General features: G+C 73.9%; 27 protein-coding genes. 17 read left to right on the top strand and 10 right to left on the bottom strand.

Annotation, left to right across the window (positions count from 1 at the left end):
- Positions 1-41: 41 nt before the first annotated feature.
- Positions 42-1,454 (bottom strand): hypothetical protein, encoded by a 1,413-nt coding sequence (locus tag KSE_RS34055; RefSeq protein ID WP_051056039.1) that lies wholly within the window; start codon positions 1,452-1,454, stop codon positions 42-44.
- A gap of 375 nt (positions 1,455-1,829) precedes the next feature.
- On the opposite strand from KSE_RS34055, the gene KSE_RS34060 reads away from it, so the two are divergent.
- The 3 genes from KSE_RS34060 (at position 1,830) to KSE_RS34070 (ending at position 3,774) form a co-directional block, all read left to right on the top strand.
- Complete coding sequence (locus KSE_RS34060; protein ID WP_014139938.1) at positions 1,830-2,735, top strand: oxygenase MpaB family protein; 906 nt, start codon at positions 1,830-1,832, stop codon at positions 2,733-2,735.
- 350 nt (positions 2,736-3,085) lie between these two features.
- Positions 3,086-3,274 carry a hypothetical protein gene (locus tag KSE_RS34065; protein WP_014139939.1) on the top strand — a complete coding sequence of 63 codons (189 nt, stop codon included), beginning with the start codon at positions 3,086-3,088 and terminating at the stop codon, positions 3,272-3,274.
- A 188-nt stretch (positions 3,275-3,462) separates the two neighbouring features.
- Complete coding sequence (locus tag KSE_RS34070; RefSeq protein ID WP_014139940.1) at positions 3,463-3,774, top strand: WhiB family transcriptional regulator; 312 nt, start codon at positions 3,463-3,465, stop codon at positions 3,772-3,774.
- Positions 3,775-3,946: 172 nt separating this feature from the next.
- On the opposite strand, the gene KSE_RS34075 is transcribed toward KSE_RS34070, so the two are convergent.
- The 3 genes from KSE_RS34075 to KSE_RS34085 form a co-directional block, all read right to left on the bottom strand.
- Positions 3,947-4,414, bottom strand: coding sequence for an ATP-binding protein (locus KSE_RS34075; protein WP_014139941.1), 468 nt, complete (start codon positions 4,412-4,414; stop codon positions 3,947-3,949).
- Between the two features lie 143 nt (positions 4,415-4,557).
- Positions 4,558-4,926, bottom strand: coding sequence for an STAS domain-containing protein (locus tag KSE_RS34080; protein WP_014139942.1), 369 nt, complete (start codon positions 4,924-4,926; stop codon positions 4,558-4,560).
- A 163-nt stretch (positions 4,927-5,089) separates the two neighbouring features.
- The gene (locus KSE_RS34085; protein WP_014139943.1) at positions 5,090-6,022 is read right to left on the bottom strand and encodes an RNA polymerase sigma factor SigF; all 933 of its coding nucleotides are present in this window, start codon (positions 6,020-6,022) and stop codon (positions 5,090-5,092) included.
- Between the two features lie 226 nt (positions 6,023-6,248).
- Here KSE_RS34085 and KSE_RS34090 point away from each other — a divergent pair, with 226 nt between their 5' ends.
- Together KSE_RS34090 and KSE_RS34095 are read left to right on the top strand one after the other, a co-directional pair.
- Positions 6,249-6,620, top strand: a complete 372-nt coding sequence (locus KSE_RS34090) for an SRPBCC family protein (protein WP_014139944.1) — start codon at positions 6,249-6,251, stop codon at positions 6,618-6,620.
- Positions 6,621-6,710: 90 nt separating this feature from the next.
- Positions 6,711-7,106, top strand: a complete 396-nt coding sequence (locus KSE_RS34095) for an SsgA family sporulation/cell division regulator (protein WP_014139945.1) — start codon at positions 6,711-6,713, stop codon at positions 7,104-7,106.
- A gap of 119 nt (positions 7,107-7,225) precedes the next feature.
- Here KSE_RS34095 and KSE_RS34100 read toward each other — a convergent pair whose 3' ends face one another.
- Complete coding sequence (locus KSE_RS34100) at positions 7,226-7,582, bottom strand: PRC-barrel domain-containing protein (protein ID WP_014139946.1); 357 nt, start codon at positions 7,580-7,582, stop codon at positions 7,226-7,228.
- 142 nt (positions 7,583-7,724) lie between these two features.
- Entirely contained in the window at positions 7,725-8,198 is a 474-nt protein-coding gene (locus KSE_RS34105; protein ID WP_014139947.1) for a MarR family winged helix-turn-helix transcriptional regulator, read from the bottom strand.
- 347 nt (positions 8,199-8,545) lie between these two features.
- On the opposite strand from KSE_RS34105, the gene KSE_RS34110 reads away from it, so the two are divergent.
- Complete coding sequence (locus tag KSE_RS34110) at positions 8,546-9,397, top strand: SAM-dependent methyltransferase (RefSeq protein WP_014139948.1); 852 nt, start codon at positions 8,546-8,548, stop codon at positions 9,395-9,397.
- Between the two features lie 162 nt (positions 9,398-9,559).
- Here the strand turns inward: KSE_RS34110 and KSE_RS34115 are convergent, their stop codons facing one another.
- Positions 9,560-11,470, bottom strand: a complete 1,911-nt coding sequence (locus tag KSE_RS34115) for a cellulase family glycosylhydrolase (protein WP_014139949.1) — start codon at positions 11,468-11,470, stop codon at positions 9,560-9,562.
- Positions 11,471-11,821: 351 nt separating this feature from the next.
- On the opposite strand from KSE_RS34115, the gene KSE_RS34120 reads away from it, so the two are divergent.
- A complete protein-coding gene (locus tag KSE_RS34120) occupies positions 11,822-12,760 on the top strand; it encodes a carbohydrate kinase family protein (RefSeq protein ID WP_014139950.1) in 939 nt (312 codons plus the stop codon).
- Positions 12,761-12,828: 68 nt separating this feature from the next.
- On the opposite strand, the gene KSE_RS41695 is transcribed toward KSE_RS34120, so the two are convergent.
- Positions 12,829-14,214 carry a glycosyl hydrolase family 28-related protein gene (locus tag KSE_RS41695; protein ID WP_014139951.1) on the bottom strand — a complete coding sequence of 462 codons (1,386 nt, stop codon included), beginning with the start codon at positions 14,212-14,214 and terminating at the stop codon, positions 12,829-12,831.
- A gap of 334 nt (positions 14,215-14,548) precedes the next feature.
- Between KSE_RS41695 and KSE_RS34130 the strand changes: the two genes are divergently transcribed.
- From KSE_RS34130 to KSE_RS34140, 3 genes are all read left to right on the top strand, one after another.
- Positions 14,549-14,818: a hypothetical protein gene (locus KSE_RS34130; protein WP_033259327.1), complete on the top strand. Its 270-nt coding sequence runs from the start codon at positions 14,549-14,551 to the stop codon at positions 14,816-14,818.
- Positions 14,819-14,894: 76 nt separating this feature from the next.
- Entirely contained in the window at positions 14,895-15,842 is a 948-nt protein-coding gene (locus KSE_RS34135) for a TIGR01777 family oxidoreductase (RefSeq protein WP_014139953.1), read from the top strand.
- Positions 15,843-15,915: 73 nt separating this feature from the next.
- Positions 15,916-16,338, top strand: coding sequence for a hypothetical protein (locus KSE_RS34140; protein WP_014139954.1), 423 nt, complete (start codon positions 15,916-15,918; stop codon positions 16,336-16,338).
- A gap of 54 nt (positions 16,339-16,392) precedes the next feature.
- On the opposite strand, the gene KSE_RS34145 is transcribed toward KSE_RS34140, so the two are convergent.
- Positions 16,393-17,016, bottom strand: coding sequence for a TetR/AcrR family transcriptional regulator (locus KSE_RS34145; protein WP_231873261.1), 624 nt, complete (start codon positions 17,014-17,016; stop codon positions 16,393-16,395).
- A gap of 160 nt (positions 17,017-17,176) precedes the next feature.
- Here KSE_RS34145 and KSE_RS34150 point away from each other — a divergent pair, with 160 nt between their 5' ends.
- Together KSE_RS34150 and KSE_RS34155 are read left to right on the top strand one after the other, a co-directional pair.
- Entirely contained in the window at positions 17,177-18,160 is a 984-nt protein-coding gene (locus tag KSE_RS34150; RefSeq protein WP_014139956.1) for an LLM class flavin-dependent oxidoreductase, read from the top strand.
- A 54-nt stretch (positions 18,161-18,214) separates the two neighbouring features.
- A complete protein-coding gene (locus tag KSE_RS34155) occupies positions 18,215-18,718 on the top strand; it encodes a hypothetical protein (protein WP_014139957.1) in 504 nt (167 codons plus the stop codon).
- Here KSE_RS34155 and KSE_RS34160 read toward each other — a convergent pair.
- On the bottom strand, positions 18,691-19,344 hold the full coding sequence (locus KSE_RS34160; RefSeq protein ID WP_014139958.1) for an NADPH-dependent F420 reductase: 654 nt from the start codon (positions 19,342-19,344) through the stop codon (positions 18,691-18,693). The genes KSE_RS34155 and KSE_RS34160 overlap by 28 nt on opposite strands.
- A gap of 117 nt (positions 19,345-19,461) precedes the next feature.
- Between KSE_RS34160 and KSE_RS34165 the strand changes: the two genes are divergently transcribed.
- The 5 genes from KSE_RS34165 to KSE_RS41700 all read left to right on the top strand — a co-directional run bounded on the left by KSE_RS34165 (position 19,462) and on the right by KSE_RS41700 (position 22,791).
- Positions 19,462-19,878, top strand: a complete 417-nt coding sequence (locus KSE_RS34165; RefSeq protein ID WP_014139959.1) for a winged helix-turn-helix transcriptional regulator — start codon at positions 19,462-19,464, stop codon at positions 19,876-19,878.
- Positions 19,875-20,189 carry a hypothetical protein gene (locus tag KSE_RS34170; RefSeq protein WP_014139960.1) on the top strand — a complete coding sequence of 105 codons (315 nt, stop codon included), beginning with the start codon at positions 19,875-19,877 and terminating at the stop codon, positions 20,187-20,189. The genes KSE_RS34165 and KSE_RS34170 overlap by 4 nt, the downstream gene beginning before the upstream one ends.
- A gap of 34 nt (positions 20,190-20,223) precedes the next feature.
- Positions 20,224-20,535 carry a DUF2316 family protein gene (locus tag KSE_RS34175; RefSeq protein ID WP_014139961.1) on the top strand — a complete coding sequence of 104 codons (312 nt, stop codon included), beginning with the start codon at positions 20,224-20,226 and terminating at the stop codon, positions 20,533-20,535.
- A 283-nt stretch (positions 20,536-20,818) separates the two neighbouring features.
- On the top strand, positions 20,819-21,856 hold the full coding sequence (locus KSE_RS34180; protein WP_014139962.1) for a hypothetical protein: 1,038 nt from the start codon (positions 20,819-20,821) through the stop codon (positions 21,854-21,856).
- Entirely contained in the window at positions 21,853-22,791 is a 939-nt protein-coding gene (locus KSE_RS41700; protein WP_051055525.1) for a hypothetical protein, read from the top strand. The genes KSE_RS34180 and KSE_RS41700 overlap by 4 nt, the downstream gene beginning before the upstream one ends.
- Positions 22,792-22,858 lie beyond the last annotated feature (67 nt).

Below are 22,858 nucleotides of genomic sequence, written 5' to 3' on the forward strand. Positions count from 1 at the left end.
GCCGGAGCCGTCAGGAAGATGGGCGCACGGCGCCGGCGGAGTCAGAAGGAGTGGTGCTTCGCGGGGCGTGGACGCCGGGAGCGGGGGCGGTACGGGTGGCCGTCCGGACGGAGGTCGGCCGGTGCCTGGACGGGGGAGGTGGCGTTGCCCGACCGGTTGCGGGCGGGGGAGAGCCCGGCCGCGTGCACGCTGTGGGCCAGCCGGTGCCGGGCGTCCGCCTCCAGTGCTGCGGCGAGCGGCCCGTCGCGCAGGACGGCCTCCGCGCCGAGCAGTCGGCGCACGGCGGCCAGGACGCCCGTGCGGTCGCCGTGCAGCAGCCGCTGCCGGATGTCCTCCAGGTCCTCCGGCTGCCGGTGCGCGCGGTCGATCGCCCGCAGGCAGGGCAGCGGCGGGCCGCCGAACGCCGCCAGCAGCTCCTCGCGCCGTACCTGCTCCGGGTCGTGGTCGAGCGGGACGAGTACCCCGTCGACCACGGCGATCCGGTGCAGGTCGCCACGGCAGCGCACCGTCAACGTTCCTTCACCGACCGACTGTTCGACTCCGGCGGCGCGGGACGCCGCACTGCCCGGGGGGTCCGGGACGAGCGCGGCGGCGACCAGCGGATGCAGCCCGTCCGGGCCGATCCGCCCCGCGCGGAGCAGGAGCAGGTCGGGCGGCGTCCAGGTCGCGGCGTCCGGCAGGACGGCGGACCTGGCGGCCCCGGCGGACCTGCCTGGCTCGGCGGACCTGCCTGGCTCGGCGGAGCCCGCGGAGCCGGTGCGGTTGCCGGAGCCGGGGCCTGTTCGCCCGCCGAGCAGGACGTGCCGTCGGCGGGCCAGCCGTACCGTCACCGGTGCGTCGTCCGGCAGGCCGTCCGCGGTGCGCACCAGGGCGGCCTCGAACTCCCATGCTGCCTCGGCAATGTGGCTGTCCGTCAACTGTGCTGTGCGGTCGGCAAGATCACCGGAGCGTCGGGCGTCCCAGAGATGGCGGTGCAGGTCGAGGCGGAAGCGCGGGTCGGGGTGCGGCGGAGGCGGCCCAGGCGGATGGGCGTCGGCGTCCCACAGCGCCAGTGTGACGCGTTGGCCCGCCGCCGCGTAGGCCGGCGCGGTACGGGCCACCAACCGCACCGGCGCCCCGCCGCCGTCGCGCGGGTAGCGCGCCAGGGTCAGCGTGACCCCTGGACGCAGCAGCCCGTCCGGTGCGATCCGCGGCAGGTGCCAGCGCAGCAGGTCGGGGGCCAGGTGCCGCAGATCGGCCCGGAGTCGGCCGGCCAGTTCGGACCCGTACGTGCGGGTGACGGTGCGCAGGTCGAAGCCGGGATCGCACCCGGCCGCCGCGCAGGCTCCGCCCCAATCGCCCAGCGCACGGCGGGCGGTGGCGGTCTCGATCATGGCCGGGGGGACGGCGAAGCGCCGGACCTGCGACCAGAAGTCGTGGCGAGTGTCCTCGTCCTGGAGGGAAGTGTCGTGCATCAGCACACACTTCGGAAGGACGGGACCTCCAATCCGTGAGTAGTCATCGCGGCGATCGTAGCCGCCGACCGCCCCCCTGTCACCCCCGTTCCGGTCCGCCGCCGGGCCTGTTCCCGCTCCGCCCCGGCCGCTCCCGCAGGCGTGCGGCCACGACGTAGGCTGGGCGGCAGAGGGCCGGAACGCGGCCGTGGCACGGCCGGGGCGGACCGGGAACGGCGGTGGAGGATGGCGGACGGGCGAGTGGCGGCCGGGCGGAACGCCGGTGACCGGGGAGCGGGCCGCGGGAGCGGGAGCGGCGGGACCGGGCGGGACGGGAGCGGCCGGGACGGAACCGGCCTGAGCCGGCCGGGCGCCGGCCGGTGGCGGCCGACCGAGGTGCTCCGGCGCCGACTGCTCCGGGAGATCAACTCCACGGTGCACGGCGCCGATCTGCACCTGGAACGCTACGACCGCCCGGCCGGCGACCCCGGGCTGTTCGGGGCCGACAGCGTGGTGTGGCAGGTGCACGGGCACCCGGCCGGGATGCTGGTCGGCGGGTTCGCCGCGCTGATGCTCCAGTCGCTGCACCCCGTGGCGATGCGCGCCGTCGCCGAACACTCCGACTACCGCACCGACCCGGTCGGCCGGCTGCACCGCACCGCCCGCTTCGTCTCCACCACCACGCTCGGCTCCTCCGCCGCCGCCGAGGCCGCGATCGCCGACGTCCGCCGCATCCACGGCTACGTCCGGGGCCGCGACGCCGAAGGCCGTCCCTACCGGGCCGACGATCCCGACCTGCTCTGCTGGGTGCACACCGCCGAAGCGGCCTGCTTCCTCGCGGGCTACCAAGTCTTCGCCGGCGAAGGGAGGTTGGGTGGCCGCCAGTGCGACGACTACCTCGCCGAGGTCGCCCAGATCGGCCAACTCCTCGGCGCGGACGGCGTTCCCGTCTCGCGTGCCGGACTCGCCCGCTACCTGGACGAAGTGCGCGGCCAACTGGCTTCCAGCCCGGAGGCGTTGGAGGCCGTCGCACTGCTGCGCGGCTTCGGTCGCACCCGGCGCGAACGCCTCGCCGTCCGGATCCTCACCAACGCGGCGATCGGCCTGCTGCCCGCCTGGGCCCGCCGCGCGCTCGGCGTCCACCGCCCCTGGGCGGTGCGCCGGCTCTGGGACCGTCCGCTGGCCCGACTGCTCGGCGCCGTCATGGTCTGGGCGTGCGGCCTGTCACCGATCCGCCTCGCCGCGACGGCCCGGGCCCGGGCGAAGCCTGCGGTGCGGGTGGGCGGTGGCGGGGCGGGCTGAGGCGGGGCGGACTGGTCGTGAGCCGGAACACGATGAAGCGGCCGCCGCACCGGGGCTGGGATCCGGTGCGGCGACCGCTTCGACGTCGTCAGTGCTCGGCGATGGGTGCGGAGCGTACGGCCGTCAGCACTGGGGCCGACGGCCGTGGTTCGCTCCACGCCTCGCGCGGGCCTTCTTCTTGCGGCGGCGCTTCGACGACATGGCCTCTCCTCTCACGGCGGTGCACGACATCTTTCCCCCGTCCACCGTGCCCCGTCTCGGCCGAACCCGCCAGCCGAGCACCGGCGCGCTCCGGGGGCCAGGATGGAGAACGGGGGCCGAGACGGAGACACGCAGACACGGGAGGCACGATGTCGCACCACACCCACGACGGGGCCCACCACGACGCGCCGGCCGACGAGTGGCCGCCGACCGAGACTTCCGAGGCCCGGATGACCGCCGAGGGCTCGCCGCCGCCCGACGAGAGCGAGAAGACCCCCGAGGACGGCCCCGAGTTCGCCATCCCGGTCTCCTCGCCGCCGGAGCCCGAGGAGGGCTGACCCGGGCCTCGGGGGTACCGGCTCGGGCGCCGGCGCCGGGCAGTCGGGTCGGGCAGTCGGGGCCGGTTCGGGGTGCTTCAGGTGCTTCGGCCGACGGAAGGCGGTTAGACGGACATGACATCAGCTCATCAGCTCGGATGTCCGTACGTCCAGCCGTTGATCCGACCGTCCGACGGAAGGAGCACCCGATGACCGTGATCTCGCGCCTGCCCGGCGCCCGCGAGGAGGAGTGGGACTGGCAGCTCGACGGGGCCTGCCGCGCCGCCGACTCCCAGTTGTTCTTCCACCCCTCCGGGGAGCGCGGCCAGGCCCACGACGACCGCGACCGCGCCGCCAAGGCGGTCTGCGCCCGCTGCCCCGTCCGCGAGCGCTGCCTGCGGCACGCCCTGGCCACCCGCGAACGCTACGGCGTCTGGGGCGGTAGCACCGAGGAGGAGCGGCTCGGCATGCTGCGCCGCCGGCGCCGCAACCGCGTCCACGCCGCCGCCCGTGCCCGCTGAGCACGGACGAGGGCCCGGCGTACGGCGTACGCGCGGCGCGCGGGAACGCGGTGCGGGCCGACCCACCGGAGTGGGTCGGCCCGCACCGCGTTCGGCGGGTGTACGGGCGCACTAGTACAGGCGCACTAGCGCAGGGGAACCAGGCTTTCGCGCGGCCGGGGGGCCGGGCGGTTCACGCGAGCAGGCGGGCGGCGTCGATCTCGGCCCAGATCGACTTGCCCTGGGCGTGCCGGTCCGCGCCCCAGCGGTCGGCGGTGCGCTGCACGATGTACAGGCCGTGCCCGCCGGGCAGGCCGGGACGGTGCGGGGTGCGCAGGGCAGGCAGGACGTCGGACGCGTCGCTGACCTCGATCCGCAGCCGGGCGGGCGTCGCGTCCAGGAGGAGTTCGAGCGGGCCGCCGGCGTGCAGCATCGCGTTGCCGACCAGTTCGGCGACCAGCAGGACGACGTCCTCGGCGAGGTCCGGGTCGGGCGGCGTGGACCACGACCAGTCGCCGAGCGCCTCCGCGGTGAACGCCCGGGCCCGGGCCACCGGGCGCGGGACGCCCACCAGTCGCAGGCGTCGGCGCTGCCCGCCGGGGGGCATGCTCGCCCCGGCGTTCGGACGGTCGCCGTCCAGGGTGCCCCGGCTCGGTGTCACGTGCGGGTTCCCTTCGGTTCGGACGGCGCTCTCACAGGCTCACACGTCGCTCTCACGGTTCGGTTTCCCGGCCGCGCCCGGATTATGCCCGATGCGGCCGACGGTACGGGTGGAGGCAGCTGGCGGCGGTACGGCAGAACCGGTCAGCCGGCTGCGGCGAGGGCCGCGTCCACCGTCTCGTGGATGGTGAACACGGCTTTCGCGCCGGTCAGTTCGAGCAGGTGCCGAACCGGGCCGGAGAGTGCCGCCAGGTGGAAGGGGAGCTCGCCGTCGGCGGCGGCCATCCGGGTCTGGAGCAGCAGGTTCAGCCCGGAGGAGTCGCAGAAGTCGACCCGCCCCAGGTCGACGATCAGCGCCCGGGGCAGCTCGGCGACCAGCAGGTCGAGCGCTTCCCGGGCAGGGGCCAGTGTCTCGATGTCCAGGTCGCCCGCCAGCGCGCACACCGCCGCGCGGGAGGGCGTGCGTCGGACGTCGACCGCAAGCGGCGCAACGGGCGTGTTCTCGGCTGGCATCCTCGTCCTGTTCCTTCGACCGGTCTGCCTCGACCATACGCACCAGGGGGCGCTGCGGTCGAGACGGGGTGCCCGCTGGTGCGTATGGCGCGGCCGCACCGGAGCGCCGCGTCAGGGCGTCGCTCCGGTGCGTCGCGTCGGTGCGTCGCTCCGGTACGTCGGGTCAGTCCGTCGCGTCGAGGCCGGTGCGGAGCCGGGCGAGGGTTCGGGACAGCAGGCGGGACACGTGCATCTGGGACAGGCCGAGCCGGGCGCCGATCTGCGACTGGGTGAGGTCCTCGGAGAACCGCATCGCCAGGATCTGCCGGTCCCGCTCCGGGAGTTGGGCGATCAGCGGCTTCAGCGCGACCAGGTTCTCCACCAGCGCGAACCGGCCGTCCACCCGGCCGAGCCGCTCCGCGGGCTGCTGCCCGTCGCCCTCGCCCGGCGAGGTCAGGTCGAGCGACCCGGCGGTGTGCGCGTTGGCGGCGGCCAGGCCCTCGATCACCTCCTCCTCGGAGATCGAGAGGTACTCGGCCAGGTCCGCGACGGTCGGCTCGCGGTCCAGTGTCTGGGCCAGCGCGTCCTGCGCCTTCGCCAGGTCCAGCCGCAGCTCCTGCAGGCGGCGCGGCACGTGCACGGACCAGGTGGTGTCCCGGAAGTGGCGGCGTATCTCACCGATGATGGTGGGCACCGCGTACGTGGTGAACTCGACGCCGAGCGACGGGTCGAAGCGGTCGATCGCCTTGATCAGGCCGACCGAGCCGACCTGCAGCAGGTCCTCGTACGGCTCCTTGCTGTGGCCGAAGCGGCGGATCGCGAACCGGACCAGCGTCAGGTTCAGCTCGATCAGGGTGGTGCGCACGTAGCTGAACTCGCGGGTGCCCTCCTCCAGCCCGGCCAGTCGGCGCAGCAGCACCTTGGTCATTTCGCGGGCGTCGGCGGGCGTCGCGTTCACCGGGTCGGCGAGCACGTCCGGGTCGAGCTCCGGGAGGGCGGCTGCGCTGTCCCAGGTGGTGGCGTCGCTGGTCCGGGGCGATACGACGGCCGCCTCCGGGTGGTCGGAGGGCGCCTCAGTGGGGGCGATCAGGAGAAGTTCATCAGTGGGCACGCGCATGCCAGTCCTTTCCTCGACTCCGGCCGGTCCGTCCCCGGGTACCCGGGCTACCGACCATCATGCCGGGTCTTCCTGTGAAGATTAGGTGAAGAAGGGATTCCGGCGTTCCGGGCGGCCCCGCGGTGTTCGGCCCGGGCGAACGCGCATGCGCCGCGACGGGCGGGGCAGACGGCCCCCGACGCGGACCGCAGTCGGCGGCCGCGCCCCGGCGGAGGAGGGAAAACCCATGGGTCGGATCGAGGAATCCATCGAGATCGACGCGCCGATCGGCGCCGTCTACCGCGAGTGGACCGCCTACGCCCCGCTCCCCGCGTGCATGCGTGGCGGAGCAGGGCGCGGCGCCACCGCGACCGAAGTCCTGCCGCTCGACCGGATCGCCTGGAGCGGCGGCCCCGAACTGCCGGGGCACTCCGGAGTGGTCACCTTCCACCGGGTCACCGACCGCACCACCCGCCTGATGCTCCAGCTCGACACCGAACCCCACGGGCTGTGGGACCACGTGGTCGAGGGCCTGGGCTTCACCGACCGCCGGGTCATCGACGAACTCGCCGCCTTCAAGGCCCACGTCGAGGACCACCGGCAGCATCTGGCCGCCTGACCGGCCGGCCGCACGGCCGGGCGGCCTCACCCGCGAACCACCCGCGAAACGCCCGCGAACCACCCGCGAGAAACGGAAGGGAGCACCGCCATGGGCCCCGTCACCGAGCGGATCACCCTGCACCTGCTCGCCCCCGACGGCACCACCGTCCGCCTCGACACCGACTGGCGCTACCGGCCCGACGACCCGTACGCGGTGAGCCTGGAATTCGGCCCGCGCGCCGCCGGGGCCCGCTGGGTGCTGTCCCGGGAGATGCTGCTGGCCTCGCTGCACGGGCCGGTCGGGGACGGCGACATCCACTTCGCGCCGCTGGACGACGGCATGCTGTGCCTGGCGCTCGGCGGCGCGGGCGGCACGGTGGTGCTCACCGCCGAATGCGCCGCGATCGCGGCCTTCCTCGCCGCCACCGCCGAACTGGTGCCGCTGGGCAGCGAGTCCGAGCGGATCGACTGGGACGGCGGACTGGCCGACCTGCTGTCGGCCTGAACGGTGCCGGGCCGACGCAGCGCCGGCCCGGGGCGCGGCGGCCCGGGGCGCGGCGGCCCGGGGCGCGGCGGCCCGGGCTGCTGCGGTCGGCCGCTGTGGCGTGCGGGCGTCGGCGGGCGTCAGCGGCGGGCCAGCCGCCGTTCGCCGCCCGCGCCGGTGACGTACTCAAGGTGGTAGTGCGCGAAGACCTCGGGCTCCTGTTCGGCGGCGAGCACGTCGTCGGTGCCGATGGACGGCGAGTTCTTCACGTCGTTGCGGTTGAACGGCACCCGCAGGTAGCCGGGACCGGCCACCGCGTCCGCGACCGGGACGAACACCAGCCGGTGCCGGCCGGGCATGCCGATCGTGACGGTGGCGAAGGACGGCTCGTCGGTGGCGGTGTCGACGTAGACGTTCTCCAGGCTGCCGATCTTCTTGCTGTCCTGGTCGACCACGTCGTGGCCGCGCCACTCCCGGATGTCGGCGATCTGGATCATTTCGATGGCCTCCGTGCGCTGGGCTCGGACCGCGGGGTGCGTCGGTCGGTCCGTTCCATGCTCACCGACGGCGCCGGCGGGCGCCCCTCGGACGCCCGCCGCCGCTGCCCGGAGCGGCCGGCCCTGCCGGCTCCGGAGGCCCTCAGGTGGCGGCCCCGCCCGGGTGCGGCGGGAGCGGGAGCCGGGGCGAGGTGGGGGCCGGGGTGGGGAGCAGGAGGGCGGCGAGTTCGTCGAGCAGTTCGGCCGCCCGCTGGGCCTGGGCAGGGTCGGCGAGGGCCTTGGCCAGCAGCGGTTCGGCTGGGCGGGTGGCCCGGGCGCGGACGTACCCGCGGGCGAGCGCGGAGACGGACAGCAGGGTGCGGCGTCCGTCGGCCGGGTCGGCGGTGGCGTCCAGTAGGCCGCGCTCGCGCAGGCGGGCGACGGAGGTGGAGACGTGGCTCTGGGCGAAGCCGGTCCGGGCCCGGATGTCCTGCACCGAACTGCCCGGGTGCTGGTAGACGTCCGAGATCACCGCGATCTCGCCCGGGGTGAGGGTCTCCGAGGCGTGGTCGGTGACCATCGCCCGGCCCAGCTCGGTGAGCCGCTTGCCCAGTCGCAGAAGCCGTACGCCGTCCATGGCGGACAGGCTACCGTGCCGTCGGCTGCTGCATCGGTGCCGATGTATCGCTGGGGATGCATTATTCGTGACGTGTCATCGATGTCGGAGCATCGATGTCAGGACATTGGTGGCTGGGCATCGATGACGAGTCACGGGTGACGAGTCATTGGATGACGTGTCATCGATGCTCCGACATCGATGCTCCGACATCGATGCTCCGACATCGATGCTCCGACATCGATGCTCCGACATCGATGCTCCGACATCGATGCTCCGACATCCAATGCGGGGTCATCGATGACGCGTAACGTATCGCCGCAGATGTATCTTCACAGATGCATCTGCGGCGATGTAGTTTTGCGGACATGACGACGAACGAGGCCGCAGACTCCGCCCCCGCCACGCACCCCGCCGCCGCCCGGCTGAGCCCCGTCTCCCGCACTGCGCTCTCGGTGGCGCGGGTCCGCGCCTACGAGAGCGCCCAGTCGGAGCCGCTCTTCACCGATCCCTACGCGCTGGCGTTCATCGAGGCCGCCGGCGCTCCGCTGCCCACGGCGGGGCCGACGGAGCCGTTCGCCCGGGTGCTGGTGGCCAGGGGCATCATGCGGACCCGGTTCTACGACGACCGGCTGCTCGCCGCCGGGGTCCGTCAGGTGGTGCTGCTCGCCGCTGGGCTCGACACCCGGGCCCACCGGCTGGAGTGGCCGTCGGGGACGCGGCTGTTCGAGATCGACCTGCCTGTGGTGCTCGACTTCAAGCAGGGGGTGCTCGACGAGCGGGCGGCCGGGGCGCGCTGCGAGCGCATCGCGCTGGCCGCGGACCTGGCGGACCCGGGGTGGACGGAGCGGCTGCTCGCGGCCGGGTTCGACCCGGGGGAGCCCACCGTGTGGCTGGCCGAGGGGTTGCTGGTCTACCTGGACGCCGAGCAGGCCGCCGGGCTGCTCGCTGCCGTCGGCGGACTGTCGGCCCCCGGCAGTCGGCTGCTGACCGAGCAGGGGCGGGACGTGTCCGGGGTGCCCGTGGTGGCGGGGCTGGCCGAGATGACCGCGCTGTGGCGGGGTGGCCTGGGCACCGGTACCGCCGACTGGCTGGACGCACACGGCTGGCGGACCGACTTCACCGCGATCGACGCGTTCGCGGCCTCCCTCGGGCGCGGACTCCCGCCGGTCGGGGACTTCACTGGCGCCGGTTTCCTGGAGGCCCGGCGCGTCGCCTGAAGCGCAGGAGGCCCCGGGCGGCCCGGGCGGCCCGGGCGTCCCCTGGCGTCCCCGGGCGCCCCCGAGTGGCCCGGGTGGAACCGAACCGCCGCACCGTACAAGCGCGTTCACCGCCGACCGGGGGCAACCGGTCGGCGGTGAACGGGTGGTGGGCGGAGCGGATCAGGAGGTCGCGGTGCAGACCGCCGTCGCGGTGGCGGAGGCGGCGGCGTCGCTCCGGGTCGCCTGGACACCGAACGAGGTGGCGGCCGCCGGGGCCAGCGTTCCGTTGTAGGGCAGGTTCGTCGCGGTGACGGTCTGTCCGCTGCGGGCCACGGTCGCGCTCCAACTGCCGGTGATCTGGAGGGCGGTGGGCCACGTCCAGACCACCTGCCAGCCCGTGGTGGGCGTGCTGCCGGTGTTGGTGACGGTGACCGTCGCGGTCAGGCCGCTGCCCCAGTCGTTCAGGGCGATCGTCGCCGCGCACCCGGCGTTCGTCCCGCCGCCGTTCGTCGCGGTGGTCGCCGTCACCGCCGCCGAGGCGGCCGACACGTTGCCCGCCGCGTCCTTCGCCCGGACGGTGTAGCTGTACGCCGTCGCCGCGTTCAGCCCGCTGTCCGTGTACGAGGTGGAGGTGGCCGAGGCGACCTTCGTCCCGCCGCGGTACACGTCGTAGCCGGTGACCGCGGTGTCGTCGGTGGACGCCGTCCAGGACAGTGACACGCTGCTCGCCGTGGTGCCGGTGACGGTCAACCCGGCCGGAACGGAAGGTGCTTGGACGTCACCGCCGCCCGTGCCGCCGCCGGTCGATCCGAAGCCGGGGGCCTTGATCGAGGCCAGGTAGCCGTCCTTGACCGTGTTGACCGTCGTCCAGTCGTCGTTCAGGATGCCGCCGGTGTCACCGGAGTTGGGGTTCCAGGACCAGAACGTCCACTGGAAGGAGTCCGCGCCGGACGTCGCGGTCGGCCGCAGGTACTGCACCAGGGCCTTCAACCAGGTCTGGTCGACGGTGGATTGGAGTGTGGTGCCGAACTCGCCGACCCATACCGGGGCGATGTTCTGGTTGAACAGGTAGCCCCAGTTCTTGTCCCACACGCCCGGCATGTTCGACGGGAAGCTCGGGTCGGAGAACCAGGTCTGCTGCGCCACGCTGGTCGCGTAGTCGTGCGCCGAGTACACCACCCGGTTGGGGACGCTCAGTTGGACCGGGTACTGGCCGGCGCCCTGCAGGTTGCCGCCCCACCAGTAGGAGCTGCCGTTGAAGCTCTGCACGCCCTCGACGAAGACCAGCAGCTTCGGATTGGCCGACAGCACCGCCTCGCCGCCGCGCTGGGCCGCCAGCCGCCAGTCGGTGGCGAGGTCGCCGCAGCCCCAACACGCTGGGTCGTGGGGCTCGTTGTGCAGGTCGATGCCGATCACGGCGGAGTTGTTCGCGTACCGGGCGGAGATCGTCTTGAGGTTCGCCAGCCAGGTCGACTCCGGTACCGAGGAGGTGTACCAGAGCGCCGACTGCCCGCCGGAGTCCGGCCGGTGGCGGTCCAGGATGACCTTCATGCCGATGCTGCCGGCGTAGTTGACCAGCTTGTCCATCACGCCGAGCGAGTTCAGGCCGACCAGGTCGGCGTTCATCCCGTTGGCGGTGTTCAGGCTGGCCGGGGTGGTGCCTTTGAAGATGTCGTCGCTGTACGGCATCCGGATGGTGTTGTAGCCCAGCGACTTCATCTGGTCGATCATCGACTTGTAGTCGCGGCTCCACAGGCCGTGGGCCACGTAGTTGCCGGTCTCGAAGCCGAACCAGTTGATGCCCGCGATCCGCACCGGGTTTCCGGCCTCGTCCAGGATCTGCCGGCCGCTGGTGTGCCAGTAGCCGGCGCCCGCGGCGGCTGTGGTGGCCGTGACGGTGGTGGTGGCGGCCGCCGCGGTGCTGCCGGCCGTGCTGGTGGCGGCGTGGGCCGCCGGGGCGGCGGGGGCGGTCAGGGTGGTGACGAGTGCGGCGGCCAGGGCCGCGGCGCAGCCCGCCAAGCGGCGCGACAGGCGGCTCGACGGACGGTGCGGCAGGTGGTGCGGCAGGCGTCGGCGCAGGGGGAGGCGCATCGGTCTCGTTCCTCTCTGGACGCGGGTGGGGGCGTCCGGTGGGGGTGGGGTGGTCCGAGACGTTCGTGGAACCGGGGCGCGGGATGGGGGAGAGGGGGCCCGGTCATGGCGGAGGGATAATCGGGAGCGCTCCCACTCGTGCCGCTCACGGGCTCGCCATATGAAGCCAGACAGTCCTTCGGGTCGTCAAGACTTTTGGGAGCGCTCCCACTTGATGAGGGTTGCCGACCCGGGCCCGCTGAAACGTACATCGGTGACTCGGCGGCGGTCCGCGCGTTGACTACGGGTGGGTCGCGATGATGGAGTCCGGACCGCCGGATGTGCGTTCGCCCTGTGGGGAGGCTGGTTTCGATGGCGGGTCGGCAGATCACCGTGGTCGGGGAGTGCGTCGCCGACGCCTTCGTCGAGCGGGAGGGGGCCCGGGCGGGCGAGCTCGTGCTGCGGGTGCTGCCGGGCGGCGGCCCGGCGAACACCGCGGTCGCGCTGGCCCGGCTCGGGACGCCGACCCGGTTCGTCGGCCGGATCTCGGCCGACCCGTTCGGCGCGCTCTTCCGTGCGCACCTGGCCGGCTCCGGCGTCGATCTGGCGGACACCGTCGCGGCCGCCGAGCCCAGCACCCTCGCGCTGGCCGCCCTCGACGCCGACGGGCAGGCCACGTACTCGTTCCACGCGGAGGGCGCCGCCGACTGGCAGTGGACCCGGGAGGAGTTGGACGCCGCCTGCCGGGACGGATCGGTCTGCCTGCACACCGGTTCGCTCGCGCTGGCCCGCGAACCCGGCGGCCCGCGGATCGAGAACCTGCTCGCCGAGGCCCGGCCGTACGCCACCGTGTCGATCGACCCGAACGTGCGCCCGCTGCTGGTCGCCCCCGACACCTACCGGGAGCGGATCGGCCGCTGGTGCGAACTGGCCGACCTGCTGCGCCTCAGCGAGGACGACCTGGGCGTCCTGCTGCCCGGCACCACCCCCGAGGACGCCTGCGACCACTGGCACGCGGCGGGCGTCCGGCTGGTGGTGGTGACGCTCGGCGAACGCGGCGCGCTCGCCTCGCTGGACGGCCGGCGGGTCCGGGTGGCGGCTCCCGCGACGCCGGTGGCGGACACCGTCGGCGCGGGCGACTCCTTCACCGCCGGCCTGCTGCACACCCTCGCCGCGCAGGGCCACCTCGGCGGCCGGCTCGACTCGTTGACCACCGAGGGCCTCGAACGGGCCTGCGCCTTCGCCGCCCGCGTCGCGGCCCGGACGGTCGCGGTGCCGGGCGCCAACCCGCCCTGGGCAGAAGCTCTCTGAGAGATCGTCAATTGCGCTGCCGGACAACGGGGGTGGGCCGAAGCGGCCCACCCCCGCCCCGATCCGGTTCAGCTGAGCGGGGCGGACTTCCACACGCCGTTGACCCGCGCGTACAGCCGCCCGTTGACGGTGTCGACGGCGAGGGTGCCGTTGGCCGGGGTGCGCTGGAACGAGGCGTCCGAGACCGGCCCGGCGACCTGGCGCAGCGCCGGGTTGGGCGCGTTGGTGCCCGGGACGGTGCCGCTGGTCTGGGCGCCCTGGTTGCCGTAGGTGTTCTCCAGCCGGAAGTCGCCGGTGGAGGAGGACTCGTAGTACACGTGCGCGCCGGTCGGCGCCGTCCCGTACAGGCCGACCACGTTGCGCAGCGACGCGGTGCTGCCGTTGCCGGCGAACAGGTCGATGCCCGAATTGACCGTCGCCGTCGAGCCGTTGGCGATCAGCACGTCCTCCAGGGAGGAGGCAGCCGGGGCCCAGCCGATGATGTTCTGGGCGGTCTTCTGGGCCGGGCTGAGGCTCGACGAGAAGTTGCCCGCGTAGCAGTAGATGTTCTTGGCGTGCACGTGCTTGCTGGACGCGTCGACCTTGAAGTGCGGGCCGCTGATCAGCTGCGAGGTCTCGAACTTGCAGTCCGTGACGTAGATGCCGTTCGGGTTGTTGGTCGAGCCGGTGCCGGCGGTGATCCACAGCGCGCCGGTGCCGAACGCCTCGAACCGGCTGCCGGTCACGTGCACCTGGTTGGTGTTGTCGGTGCTGGAGCCCCAGCCGGAGGCGGCGGAGGCGTTGCGCAGCCACATGTTGGGCGCGCCGGGGGTGCCGATCGGGCCGGTGCTGGACTCCACCACCAGGTTGTGGAAGCGCGAGTCCCAGAGCTCCACGCCGTCGATGCAGATGTCCAGGTTGCTGGTGATGTAGACGTCCCGGACGACGGTGTTGTCGTTGTAGTACAGCTCCAGGACCAGGCCGGTCTTGCCGTTGCCGTTGAAGCCGAGGTCCTCCACCGCGCAGTAGCGCCGGTGGGTCGCGCCGGTGGCGTCCGGGCCCGCGCCGGAGATCCGCAGCAGCGGCCCGTCGCCCCCCTTGACCAGCATGGACGCCTTGCTGCCCGCGCCGACCAGGCGCACGCCGTTGCCGCCCACGGCCAGCGCGGGCGTACTGGCGTCGGCCGGCTTCACCAGGTACTTGCCGACCGGGAAGTACACCGTGCCGCCCTGCACGGCCGCGGCGTTGATCGCGTCCTGCACCTTCGCCGTGTCGTCCGTCGAGCCGTCGCCGGTCGCGCCGTAGTCCTTGACGTCGAACCAGTCGGCCACCCCGCTCGCGGTGGTCGCCGCGGCCGCCGCGGACGGTGCGCTCGCCGTGACCGCGATGCCCGCGACCCCTGCCGCCGCCCCCGTCAGCAGCGCCCGGCGGCGGAGCGTCTCGCCACTGTTCCGCGCGGAATCGTTCTTGCCCATTCGAGGTCCCCCTGTGCCTCTGCGTGACCGGATCGGTCCCCGGCCGAAAGGCAAGATCGCACGAACGCGGACGGCTGGTCAACAAGTGACGCTCCGTCATTATCTGGGAGAGAAAAGGCGGTTGACTGGTGTGAATGTCCGGGAACGGGCAGGGCCCCCGAGGTCGGATCCGCCACGCTCGGTGAGGAGGTGGCTGCCGTTTCGGCGGGTCGTTCCGGTAGGTCGTTTCGGTGCGCTTATGTGGCGCTTGCCTTCGGTTCGCCCCCGAATAGGATGCCCGCGGCCGCGGAGAGGAGACTGTGATGTCGGTGATACCCGAGCTGCCGGACGGCTCGTGGTGGGAGAGGAATTCTTCCGGGATCCGGTGTTCCGTGCGGCGACGGCGGAGGAAGCGGCGCTGGTGGCCCGGTCGGTCGGCGGGCCACCCGGGGTGCTGGTCGCGTTCGAGGGAGACGTGGGCGGGGGTGCCCCGATGACCGGGCTGATCGCCGCCGGGCGACTGGAGATCGAAACCGGGGTGGTCTTCCGGTACTGGCGGGAGCCCCTGGGGCCGGGCGAGCGCCGGGCGCACTGGGTCCGCCCGCCGGAGGGATGGAGTGGCTGAGCGGGGAGGGGAGAGGAGTGGGAGGGGTGAGGAGAGGTGAATTGAACGTGTTCAATTTGCGGGGTACGGTCTCCCCGTGAAGTACGTGATTCCCGGTGGCACCGGGCAGGTCGGCACGATGCTGGAGCGCGCGCTGCGCGCGGACGGGCACCAGGTGGTGGTCCTCACCCGGACGCCCACCGCCCCGCACCACGTGGCCTGGGACGGCCGGACCCTCGGCGCCTGGGCCGAGCAGCTGGACGGCGCCGACGCCGTGGTCAACCTGGCGGGGCGGACGGTGAGCTGCCGCTACACGCCGGAGAACCTCCGGCAGATGATGGACTCCCGGGTGGACTCGGCCCGGGTGGTCGGCGAGGCGATCGCCGCCGCGGCCCGGCCGCCCCGGGTCTGGCTGCAGATGAGCACCGCGACGGTGTACGCGCACCGCTTCGACGCCCCGAACGACGAGGCGGACGGCGTCATCGGCGGCACCGAGCCGGGCGTACCGGACTACTGGGAGTACAGCGTCCGGATCGCCCGGAACTGGGAGGCCGAGCAGGAGCGGGCGGCCGTGCCCGGCACCCGGAAGGTGGCGCTGCGGGCCGCGATGGTGTTCAGTCCGGACCGGGGCGGGGTGTTCGACGTGCTGTCCTGGCTGGTCCGGCTGGGTCTGGGCGGGCCGGTGGCGGGCGGGCGGCAGTACGTGTCCTGGATCCACGAGCGGGACTTCGTGCGGGCCGTGCGCTTCCTGGTCGAGACGGAGGGGTTGACCGGCCCGGTCAACCTGGCCGCGCCGAACCCGCTGCCGCAGCGCGAACTGATGCGTGCGCTGCGGCGGGCGAACGGCGTGCCGGTGGGCCTGCCCGCCACCCGCTGGATGGCGGAGCTCGGCGCGTTCGCCCTCCGGACGGACACCGAGCTGCTGCTCAAGAGCCGGCGGGTGGTGCCCGGCCGCCTGCTGGACGCCGGGTTCGCCTTCGACTTCCCGCACTGCGCCGACGCCGCCCGGGAGTTGGTCGCCCGTCGCAGGAGCGGACGGATCTGACGGCGGGGCTGGGGCGGAAAGGGAGGGGAGGGGGGGAGGGGAGGGTGTCGGTGGGTGCGGTGAGGATGGGGGCGTGGATGCCGAACAGTGGGTCGGGGCGGCTGTCTCCGGAGAGCTCGCGGAGTTCCTGCGCGGTGCCGCCGAGTACCGTCCGGTGGTGCTCGCCGGGTGCGTGTGCGAGGGCTGCGGCGGGCGGGTGTTCACCGTCTGGGTGGACGACGCCCAGGGGTGCGCGGGGCGGGAGTGCGTGCGCTGCGAGCAGCGGGCGTTCCTCGCGGACAGCGCCGAGGTGTGGCAGGAGGCCGAGCCCGAGGTCGCCGAATGCTCGTGCGGCGGCGACGAGTTCGAGGCTGCGGTGGCGTTCTCGCTGACCGCCGACGGGGAGGTCCGCTGGGTGACGGTGGGGCTGCGCTGCGAACGGGACGGCGCGCTCGGGGTCTACACCGACTGGAAGATCGACTACGCCCCGGCGGACCACCTGCTGCGCGCGGTCTGAGCCCGGTCGAAGGGAGTCACCCGGCCGGTTGCCCGATTGGTCGGGGGCGGCCGGTCAGCTGCCGGGGGTGTGGATGCCGGCCAGGGCGAGGTCGAGCAGTTGGCGGGTCTCGGCGGGTCCGTCCGGGTCGGCCTCGGCGGCGGTGGCGAGCGCGCTGACCAGGGTGAGGAGGCGGACGACCGTCACCTCCGGGCGGATGGTGCCGGTGGCCGCGGCGCGGTCGAGCAGCCGCTGGCCGGCGTCGGTGATCATCGTGTGGCAGTCGGCGCCGAAGGCCGGATCGCCGCCGGTCGCCTCCTGCGCGCCGCGCAGCAGGGAGGTGCCGAGGCCGCGGTTGGCCACCGCGTGGGCGCCGAGGGCGTGCAGCCAGACGATCAGGGCGTCTGCCGGGGGCAGCGCGGCGGAGAACTCGTCGGCCCGCGCGCAGAGGACGGCCACCCGCCCCTTGAACACCGCCTCCAGCAGCGCCTGCCGCGACGGGAAGTGCCGGTGCAGCGTCGCGGACCCCACGCCGGCCACCCGGGCGACCTCCTCCAAGGAGACGTCCGCCCCCTGCTCGGCGATCAGCGGTTCGGCGATCGCCACGATCCGCTCGTAGTTGCGCCGGGCGTCCGCGCGCATCGGCCGGCGCCGCGCAGGAGGGGTGGTGGGGACGGAGGCGGGAGGCTTCGGGGGCACCGGGGCTCCTGACGGCTTGCTAACCGGGGTGGGCCTCCATATCGTAGCGCCCGTCAAGTGGGGGGCCGCCCCGCTTTGCTTCCGGGGCGGCCGCCGCGCGGATGTGCCGGGGTGGAGCGGGATGCGCCTGGACGGTGCGGGACAGGACGGAGTGGGGCAGATGGAGCAGGCGGGACGAACGGACGTCAGGCCCGGCCGGGGCGGGCTGCCGCCGCTCGGGCGGGTCGGGGTGTGGGCGGGTGACGCGGACGGGTGGCCGCTCGCGGAGCTGCGCCGGGCGGTCGCCGCCGCCGAGCGGCTGGGCTACGGCGCGCTGTGGTTCGGGGAGACCGGCGGCCGGGAGGCGATGGCGCAGGCGGCGCTGCTGCTGGCCGCGAGCGAACGGATCGCCGTCGTCTGCGGGATGGCCGACGTCTACGCCCGCGACGCGGTGGCCACCGCCGCCGGAGCCCGAACGCTGGACGAGGCCCACCCCGGACGTTTCCTGACGACGCTCTGGGAGAGTCACCCGCCCCTGGCACAGGCCGTGCGTGGCCACGCCTACCGCCCGCCCGTCGACGCGCTCCGGGCCTACCTGGCCGGTCTGGACGCGGCGCCGTTCGGCCCGCCCGGAGCCGGGGCGACGGCGCGGGTACCCCGGCTGGTCTCGGCGCTGGGCCGGCCGATGCTGGAGGTGGCGGCGGAGGGCGCCGACGGCGCGCTGGTGTTCGGCCTGCCGGTCGACCACACCCGCGAGGCCCGCCGCCTGCTCGGCCCGGACCGCCTGCTGGCCGTCGTCCAGCTCTGCGTGCTCGCTCCCGAGCCGACCACCTCCGAGCCGATCACCCCGGAGCAGGTCCTCGCCGGGCGGTTGGCGGCCGCCGCGCTGCCGAACCGGCGCGAGCTGCTGCGCGCGTCGGGTCACCCGGAGCCGGAGTTGGGCGACCCGCCGGGGCCGGCCGTGGTCGACGCCCTGGTGGCGTACGGCGGAGCCGGGACGGTCGCGGCCAAGGTCCGCGAGCACTGGGCGGCCGGGGCGGACCACGTCGCCCTGCACGTGGTCGGGGTGGGTGAGCTGGGCGAGGGGGGCGTGCCGGAGCGGGCCTGGGCGGGACTCGCCGCAGAGCTGGTGGAGCGGGTGGAGCGGGTGGAGCCGGCGGGGTAGGCGGAGTCCGGACGGGGTGGTGCTCAGGAGGGTGGCCGCTGCGACACTGGCTCCGTGGAGTGGTTCGAGGAGGCCGAGCAGGCGGAGCGGCGGCAGGAGTGGGACCGGGCCATCGCCCTGGTGAGCGCCCGGGCCGCGTGCTACTCGGCCGACTACCACGCCCACGACAACCACCTCTGGCACCTGCAGTTGCTGGCGTCGGCGGGACGGCTGGAGGAGCTGGAGCGGCTCGCCGCGACCGACGTCCACGCCCGCCGCAGGCTCGACCGGGCGCTCGCGGAGCGGGGGCTGGCGGACGCGCTGCACGCGCGGGCCGCGGACGGCGACCGTTACGCCCTGTACGTCCTGGTCCGGTCGCTGGGCGAGCAGGGGCGGCTCCGGGAAGCCCGGCAGGTGGTAGGGGAGTTGGCCCCGGGTGACGAGTACGCGCACGAGCTGCTGGAACGGTGCGCGCAGTCGTCGCCCGGGGCGTCTGAGCGGTGGGAGGGCGGGCGAGCGGGCGGGCAGGTGGACGGGGCGGGTTCGGCCGGTCAGTCGCCGTTCGGACCGGAGGCGTAGGCGAGCGGGGGCGCGATGGCCTGGACGTCCGCTCCGGCGCCGACCCACAGGCCGATAAAGAGGGCGGCGGTGGCCTCCAGCAGGCCCGCCCGGTCGAGGCTGCCGGCCGGATAGGGGGTGCAACCCAAGTCGCTTACCAGGGTGGAGACTTGCTCGACGGCCTTGGCGTCGTCGCCGCACAGCGGGACGGCGAGCGGGCGGCCGTCGAAGACCGGCGGGTGCATCCGCCACACGTCCTCGTGGCAGAGGTTGAACGCCTTCACCACCCGGGAGTCGGGCGCGGCGGCCGCCAATTGCTCGGCGGCGGAAGGGCCGTGGCCGGTCAGCAGGCGGAAGCCGGGGCCGACCGGGTTGGCGCAGTCGATCAGCGTCCGCCCGGCGAGCGGTCCGGCGAGTTCCCGGGCGACCTTCTCGCCCGCGCCGAACGGCAGGGCGACGAGCACGACTTCGGCGTCCACGGCCGCGTCGCGCAGCGTGCCGGGGCGGGCGCCGGGGCCGATCCGTTCGGCCGCATGCCGGGCTTTCGCCAAGTCCCGTCCGCCGACGGTGAGTCGGTGCCCGGCGCGGGCCCAGTGGGTGCCGAGCGCGTCCGCCATGTTGCCGGTGCCCAGAATGCCGATCCGCATCAACTGGCTCCTGTCAGAGAGGTGTCGGGGCGGCCGGGTTCCCCGACCGCGCGCACGGTCGCGGGGATTTCGACCTCGGAAGTGAGCCTAGGGAGCCGGTCGGGCACCATTTGGTACGTGACCGCTGATCCCCTGCTCGCCGACTGCCGGGCCCGCCTCGCCTTCGACCTGCTCTCCAACACCTGGAACGCCGTGGTGCTCTGGGCCCTGCGCGAGGGTCCGCGCCGCCACGTCGAGCTGCGCGGACGGATCGGCGGCATCAGCTCCAAGGTGCTCACCGAGACGCTGCGCCGCCTGCAGTACAACGGCCTGGTCGACCGCCGCCCACCGCAGCCCGAACTCCCGGGCGTGGCCTACGAACTCACCGCACTGGGGCGGAGCCTGCTGCCGGCGATCGACGTCGTCGGCGCCTGGGCCTTCGCGCACGGCGACGAGGTGATGGCCGCGCAGGATGCCGCCGAGGCGGACCAGGCGGACCAGGCGGAGAGGGCGGACCAGGCAGACCAGGTGGGTAGGGCGGAGAGGGCGGAATGACGGCGTCGGAGGACGGGATCGAGCGGCGGCTCGCCGCGGTCGCGGACGGTACCGCCGACCGGGACGCCGTCGACCGCTGGGCCGGGGAGCTGCTGCGGGACGACGCGCGGGAGTGGGACGAGGTCTCGGTCTGGGCGCTCGACCTGCTCCACGGCATCGACCTGCGCCCCGGCCCCGGCGAGCCCTACCTGCACGACGCGGAGCAGGTGCGCGGCTGGCTGGCCGAGTACCGGCACCGCCGCGCGCAGGGCGGCGGGGAGACGGGGCAGCGGGGGAGCGGGGGAGGGGCGGGCCGTTCGCGGCGGACGTAGCATGCGGGCAGGAACAGCCGCCCACCGTCCGCCCGTGGAGACCGTGATGTCGTTGAACGCCGAGGAGCGCGCCCGTACCGCCGCCGAGTTGCGCGCCAACCTGGAGCTGGCCGGGGTCGGGGCGGACCTGGTCGGCGCCGAACTGGGCTTCGACGGCGGGCGGTTGGCGGAGGCGCTGGGTGTCGACGACGCGGATCCGGCGGACGTCTGGGTGCTGCGCGACCACCTGGAGGACCTGGTGGTCGCGGTGGGCCGCGCGCCCGTCCCGTACAGCGTGCTGACGGAGGAGGCGCGCGCCGCCGCCGAGCGCTGGTTCCCGCTGCGGAAGGCCCCGCGTCGGGGCTGATCCGCCACCGCTGGGCGCGCTTTGACGTCCCACCGGGTGATGTCCCATCGAATGGCGCACCCGTGACGACCGACCGTTCGCCCGCGATCCGAAGGTCGCGGAGGATGGGCCCGGGGGGCCGTCCGCGGGCTCGGTGCCCGCTCGGACGGCTCGGTACGGGGGTCGTCGACGAGTGAGGAGCACATCCGTGGTCGGTTCCGCACGCCCGCCAACGGCGCGAACGGCGCGCCCGGTACGGACAGCACGAACGGCGCGGACCGCGCGGACGGTCCGGCCCAGGTGGATGAGCCGGTGCGCCGCCGCCGCGCCCGGGGCCGCGCTGACCGGACTGGCGGTCCTGGGCGGCCTGGTGCCGCTCGCCGCGCCGGTCGCGGCCGCAGACAGCGCGTCCGCCGACAGCACGTTGACCGGCAACACGTCGCCCGCCGACAGCGCGCCGTCCGTCGCCGGGGCGGAGCAGTTGCCGGAGCGCCTGCAGCCGTTGCCGCCGATGCCTGCCGCCGAGGCGTACGACGGCGACACCCGGCTCGCCGCGCCCGACGAGGTGGCCGCCCAGTGCGACCGGCCCGGGACCTGCACGTTCCGGGTGACGGACCGGATCGTCGGGCTGTTCGGCAGCGCCGTCGCGTCGATCGGCAACGCGGCGATCAACTGCACCGGCGACGACATGGAGATCGACCGCAGCCTGACGGTGGCCAGCAGCAGCACCGACAACATCAGCGGCTCGATCTCCGGCAAGGCCACGGTCACCGGCAGCATCGACACCACGGTCACCGCCTCGGCGCAGGGCAGCCTCGGGGCGGGCATCACCAACGGCACCGTCCAGTACGGGCCGAGCAAGGACAAGGGCCCCACCACCCAGGACAAGTTCCAGAGCACCACGGACATCACCGGCACCGTGGCCGGTTCCAACGCCCTCCACCTGGGGGCCAAGGCCAGTTTCGAGCTGGCCTTCCAGGCGTCCTACGCCAAGCAGTGGCAGGCCAGCGTCAAGGAGACCACGAGGGTGGTGTTCACCATCTCCTCCAACGACGAGATCCAGTTCGGCGCGATCAACGCCGTCACCCGGGTGGTGGGCGTGCTGTCCGTCGACCACACCGGGCGGTTCATCAAGAACGTCGTGGTGGACAGCCCGTCCATCGCCACCAGCAGTTCCATCGTCGCGCAGACCTTCTCCCGTCCGGACGTCTGCCTGTCGCTGCGCCCGCCCGGCCGGGCGGTGGTCGAACCGGGCCCGGTCGAGGTGGCGCCGGAGCCGCCCGGACGGGCGCCGGACGCCGTGTACGCGCGCGCCGCCGACGGCACCTGGAGCAAGCGGTGAAGCGGGTCGCGGCGCTGGCCGCCGCGCTGCTGGCGCTGGGCGGGCCGGCCGTGCTCCCGGCGGCGGCCGAGGAGGCCGTTCCGCAGCAGGCCGTGGAGGAGATGGTCGCCCGGGCCTTCGACGGCGACACGCCGCTGCCTGACGCGGCCGCCGTCGCGCGCGGCTGCGGCCGCGACTACGGATGCGGCTTCCGGTTCATCCCCGGCCTGACCGCCGAACGGACCTCCGCCGTGGTTTCGGTCGGCAACACCGTCATCAACTGCACCAACAAGAAGATCAACGTCTATCGGACGGTCGTGCTGGAGTCGAGCGCCACCGACAACCTGGCCGGCGAGATCTCCGGATCCGCCACCATCGAGGGCACCATCGACAACACCACCAACGTGTCCGGGACGATCGCCGGCTCGAACAAGACCGAGACCTCGCACACCGACAGCACCGCCCCCAAGGACAAGGGCCCCAACACCGACATCACCAACGGCGTCACCACCACCGTCAGCGGCAGTGCCACCGGCGCCGGCCAGCTCAAACTGACCGCCACCGCGGCCTTCCAACTCGCCTTCAAGGCCGCCTACTCGCACGAGTGGAAGCGCACCAACACCGAGAGCACCCAGGTGAAGTTCCAAGTCGGCATCGGCGAGGAACTGCAGTTCGGCATGCTCAGCGCGATGACCAGGACGGTCGGCGTGCTGACGGTCGACGGCACCGGGATGGCGGTCAGGAACATCCTGGTGACCAGCCCGTCCAGCAGCAACATCAGCACCGTGGTCGCCCAGACCTTCAACGCCAAGGACATCTGCCTGACCCTGCGCCCGCAACGCTCCCTGCCGGGAGCCGAGGCGGGCGTGTACGAGGGGGACCCCCACCCGGTCGGCGAACAGCCGCTCAACCGCTACTACCTGACGGATCGTCAGGAGTGGGCGCGAGCGGACTGAACGACCGCCGGGCCCGGCCCGCCGCACGGGAGCCATCCGTGCGGCGGGCCGGGCCCGGCGGCTGGGC

It is taken from the genome of Kitasatospora setae KM-6054, assembly GCF_000269985.1.
Taxonomy (GTDB): Bacteria; Actinomycetota; Actinomycetes; order Streptomycetales; family Streptomycetaceae; genus Kitasatospora; species Kitasatospora setae.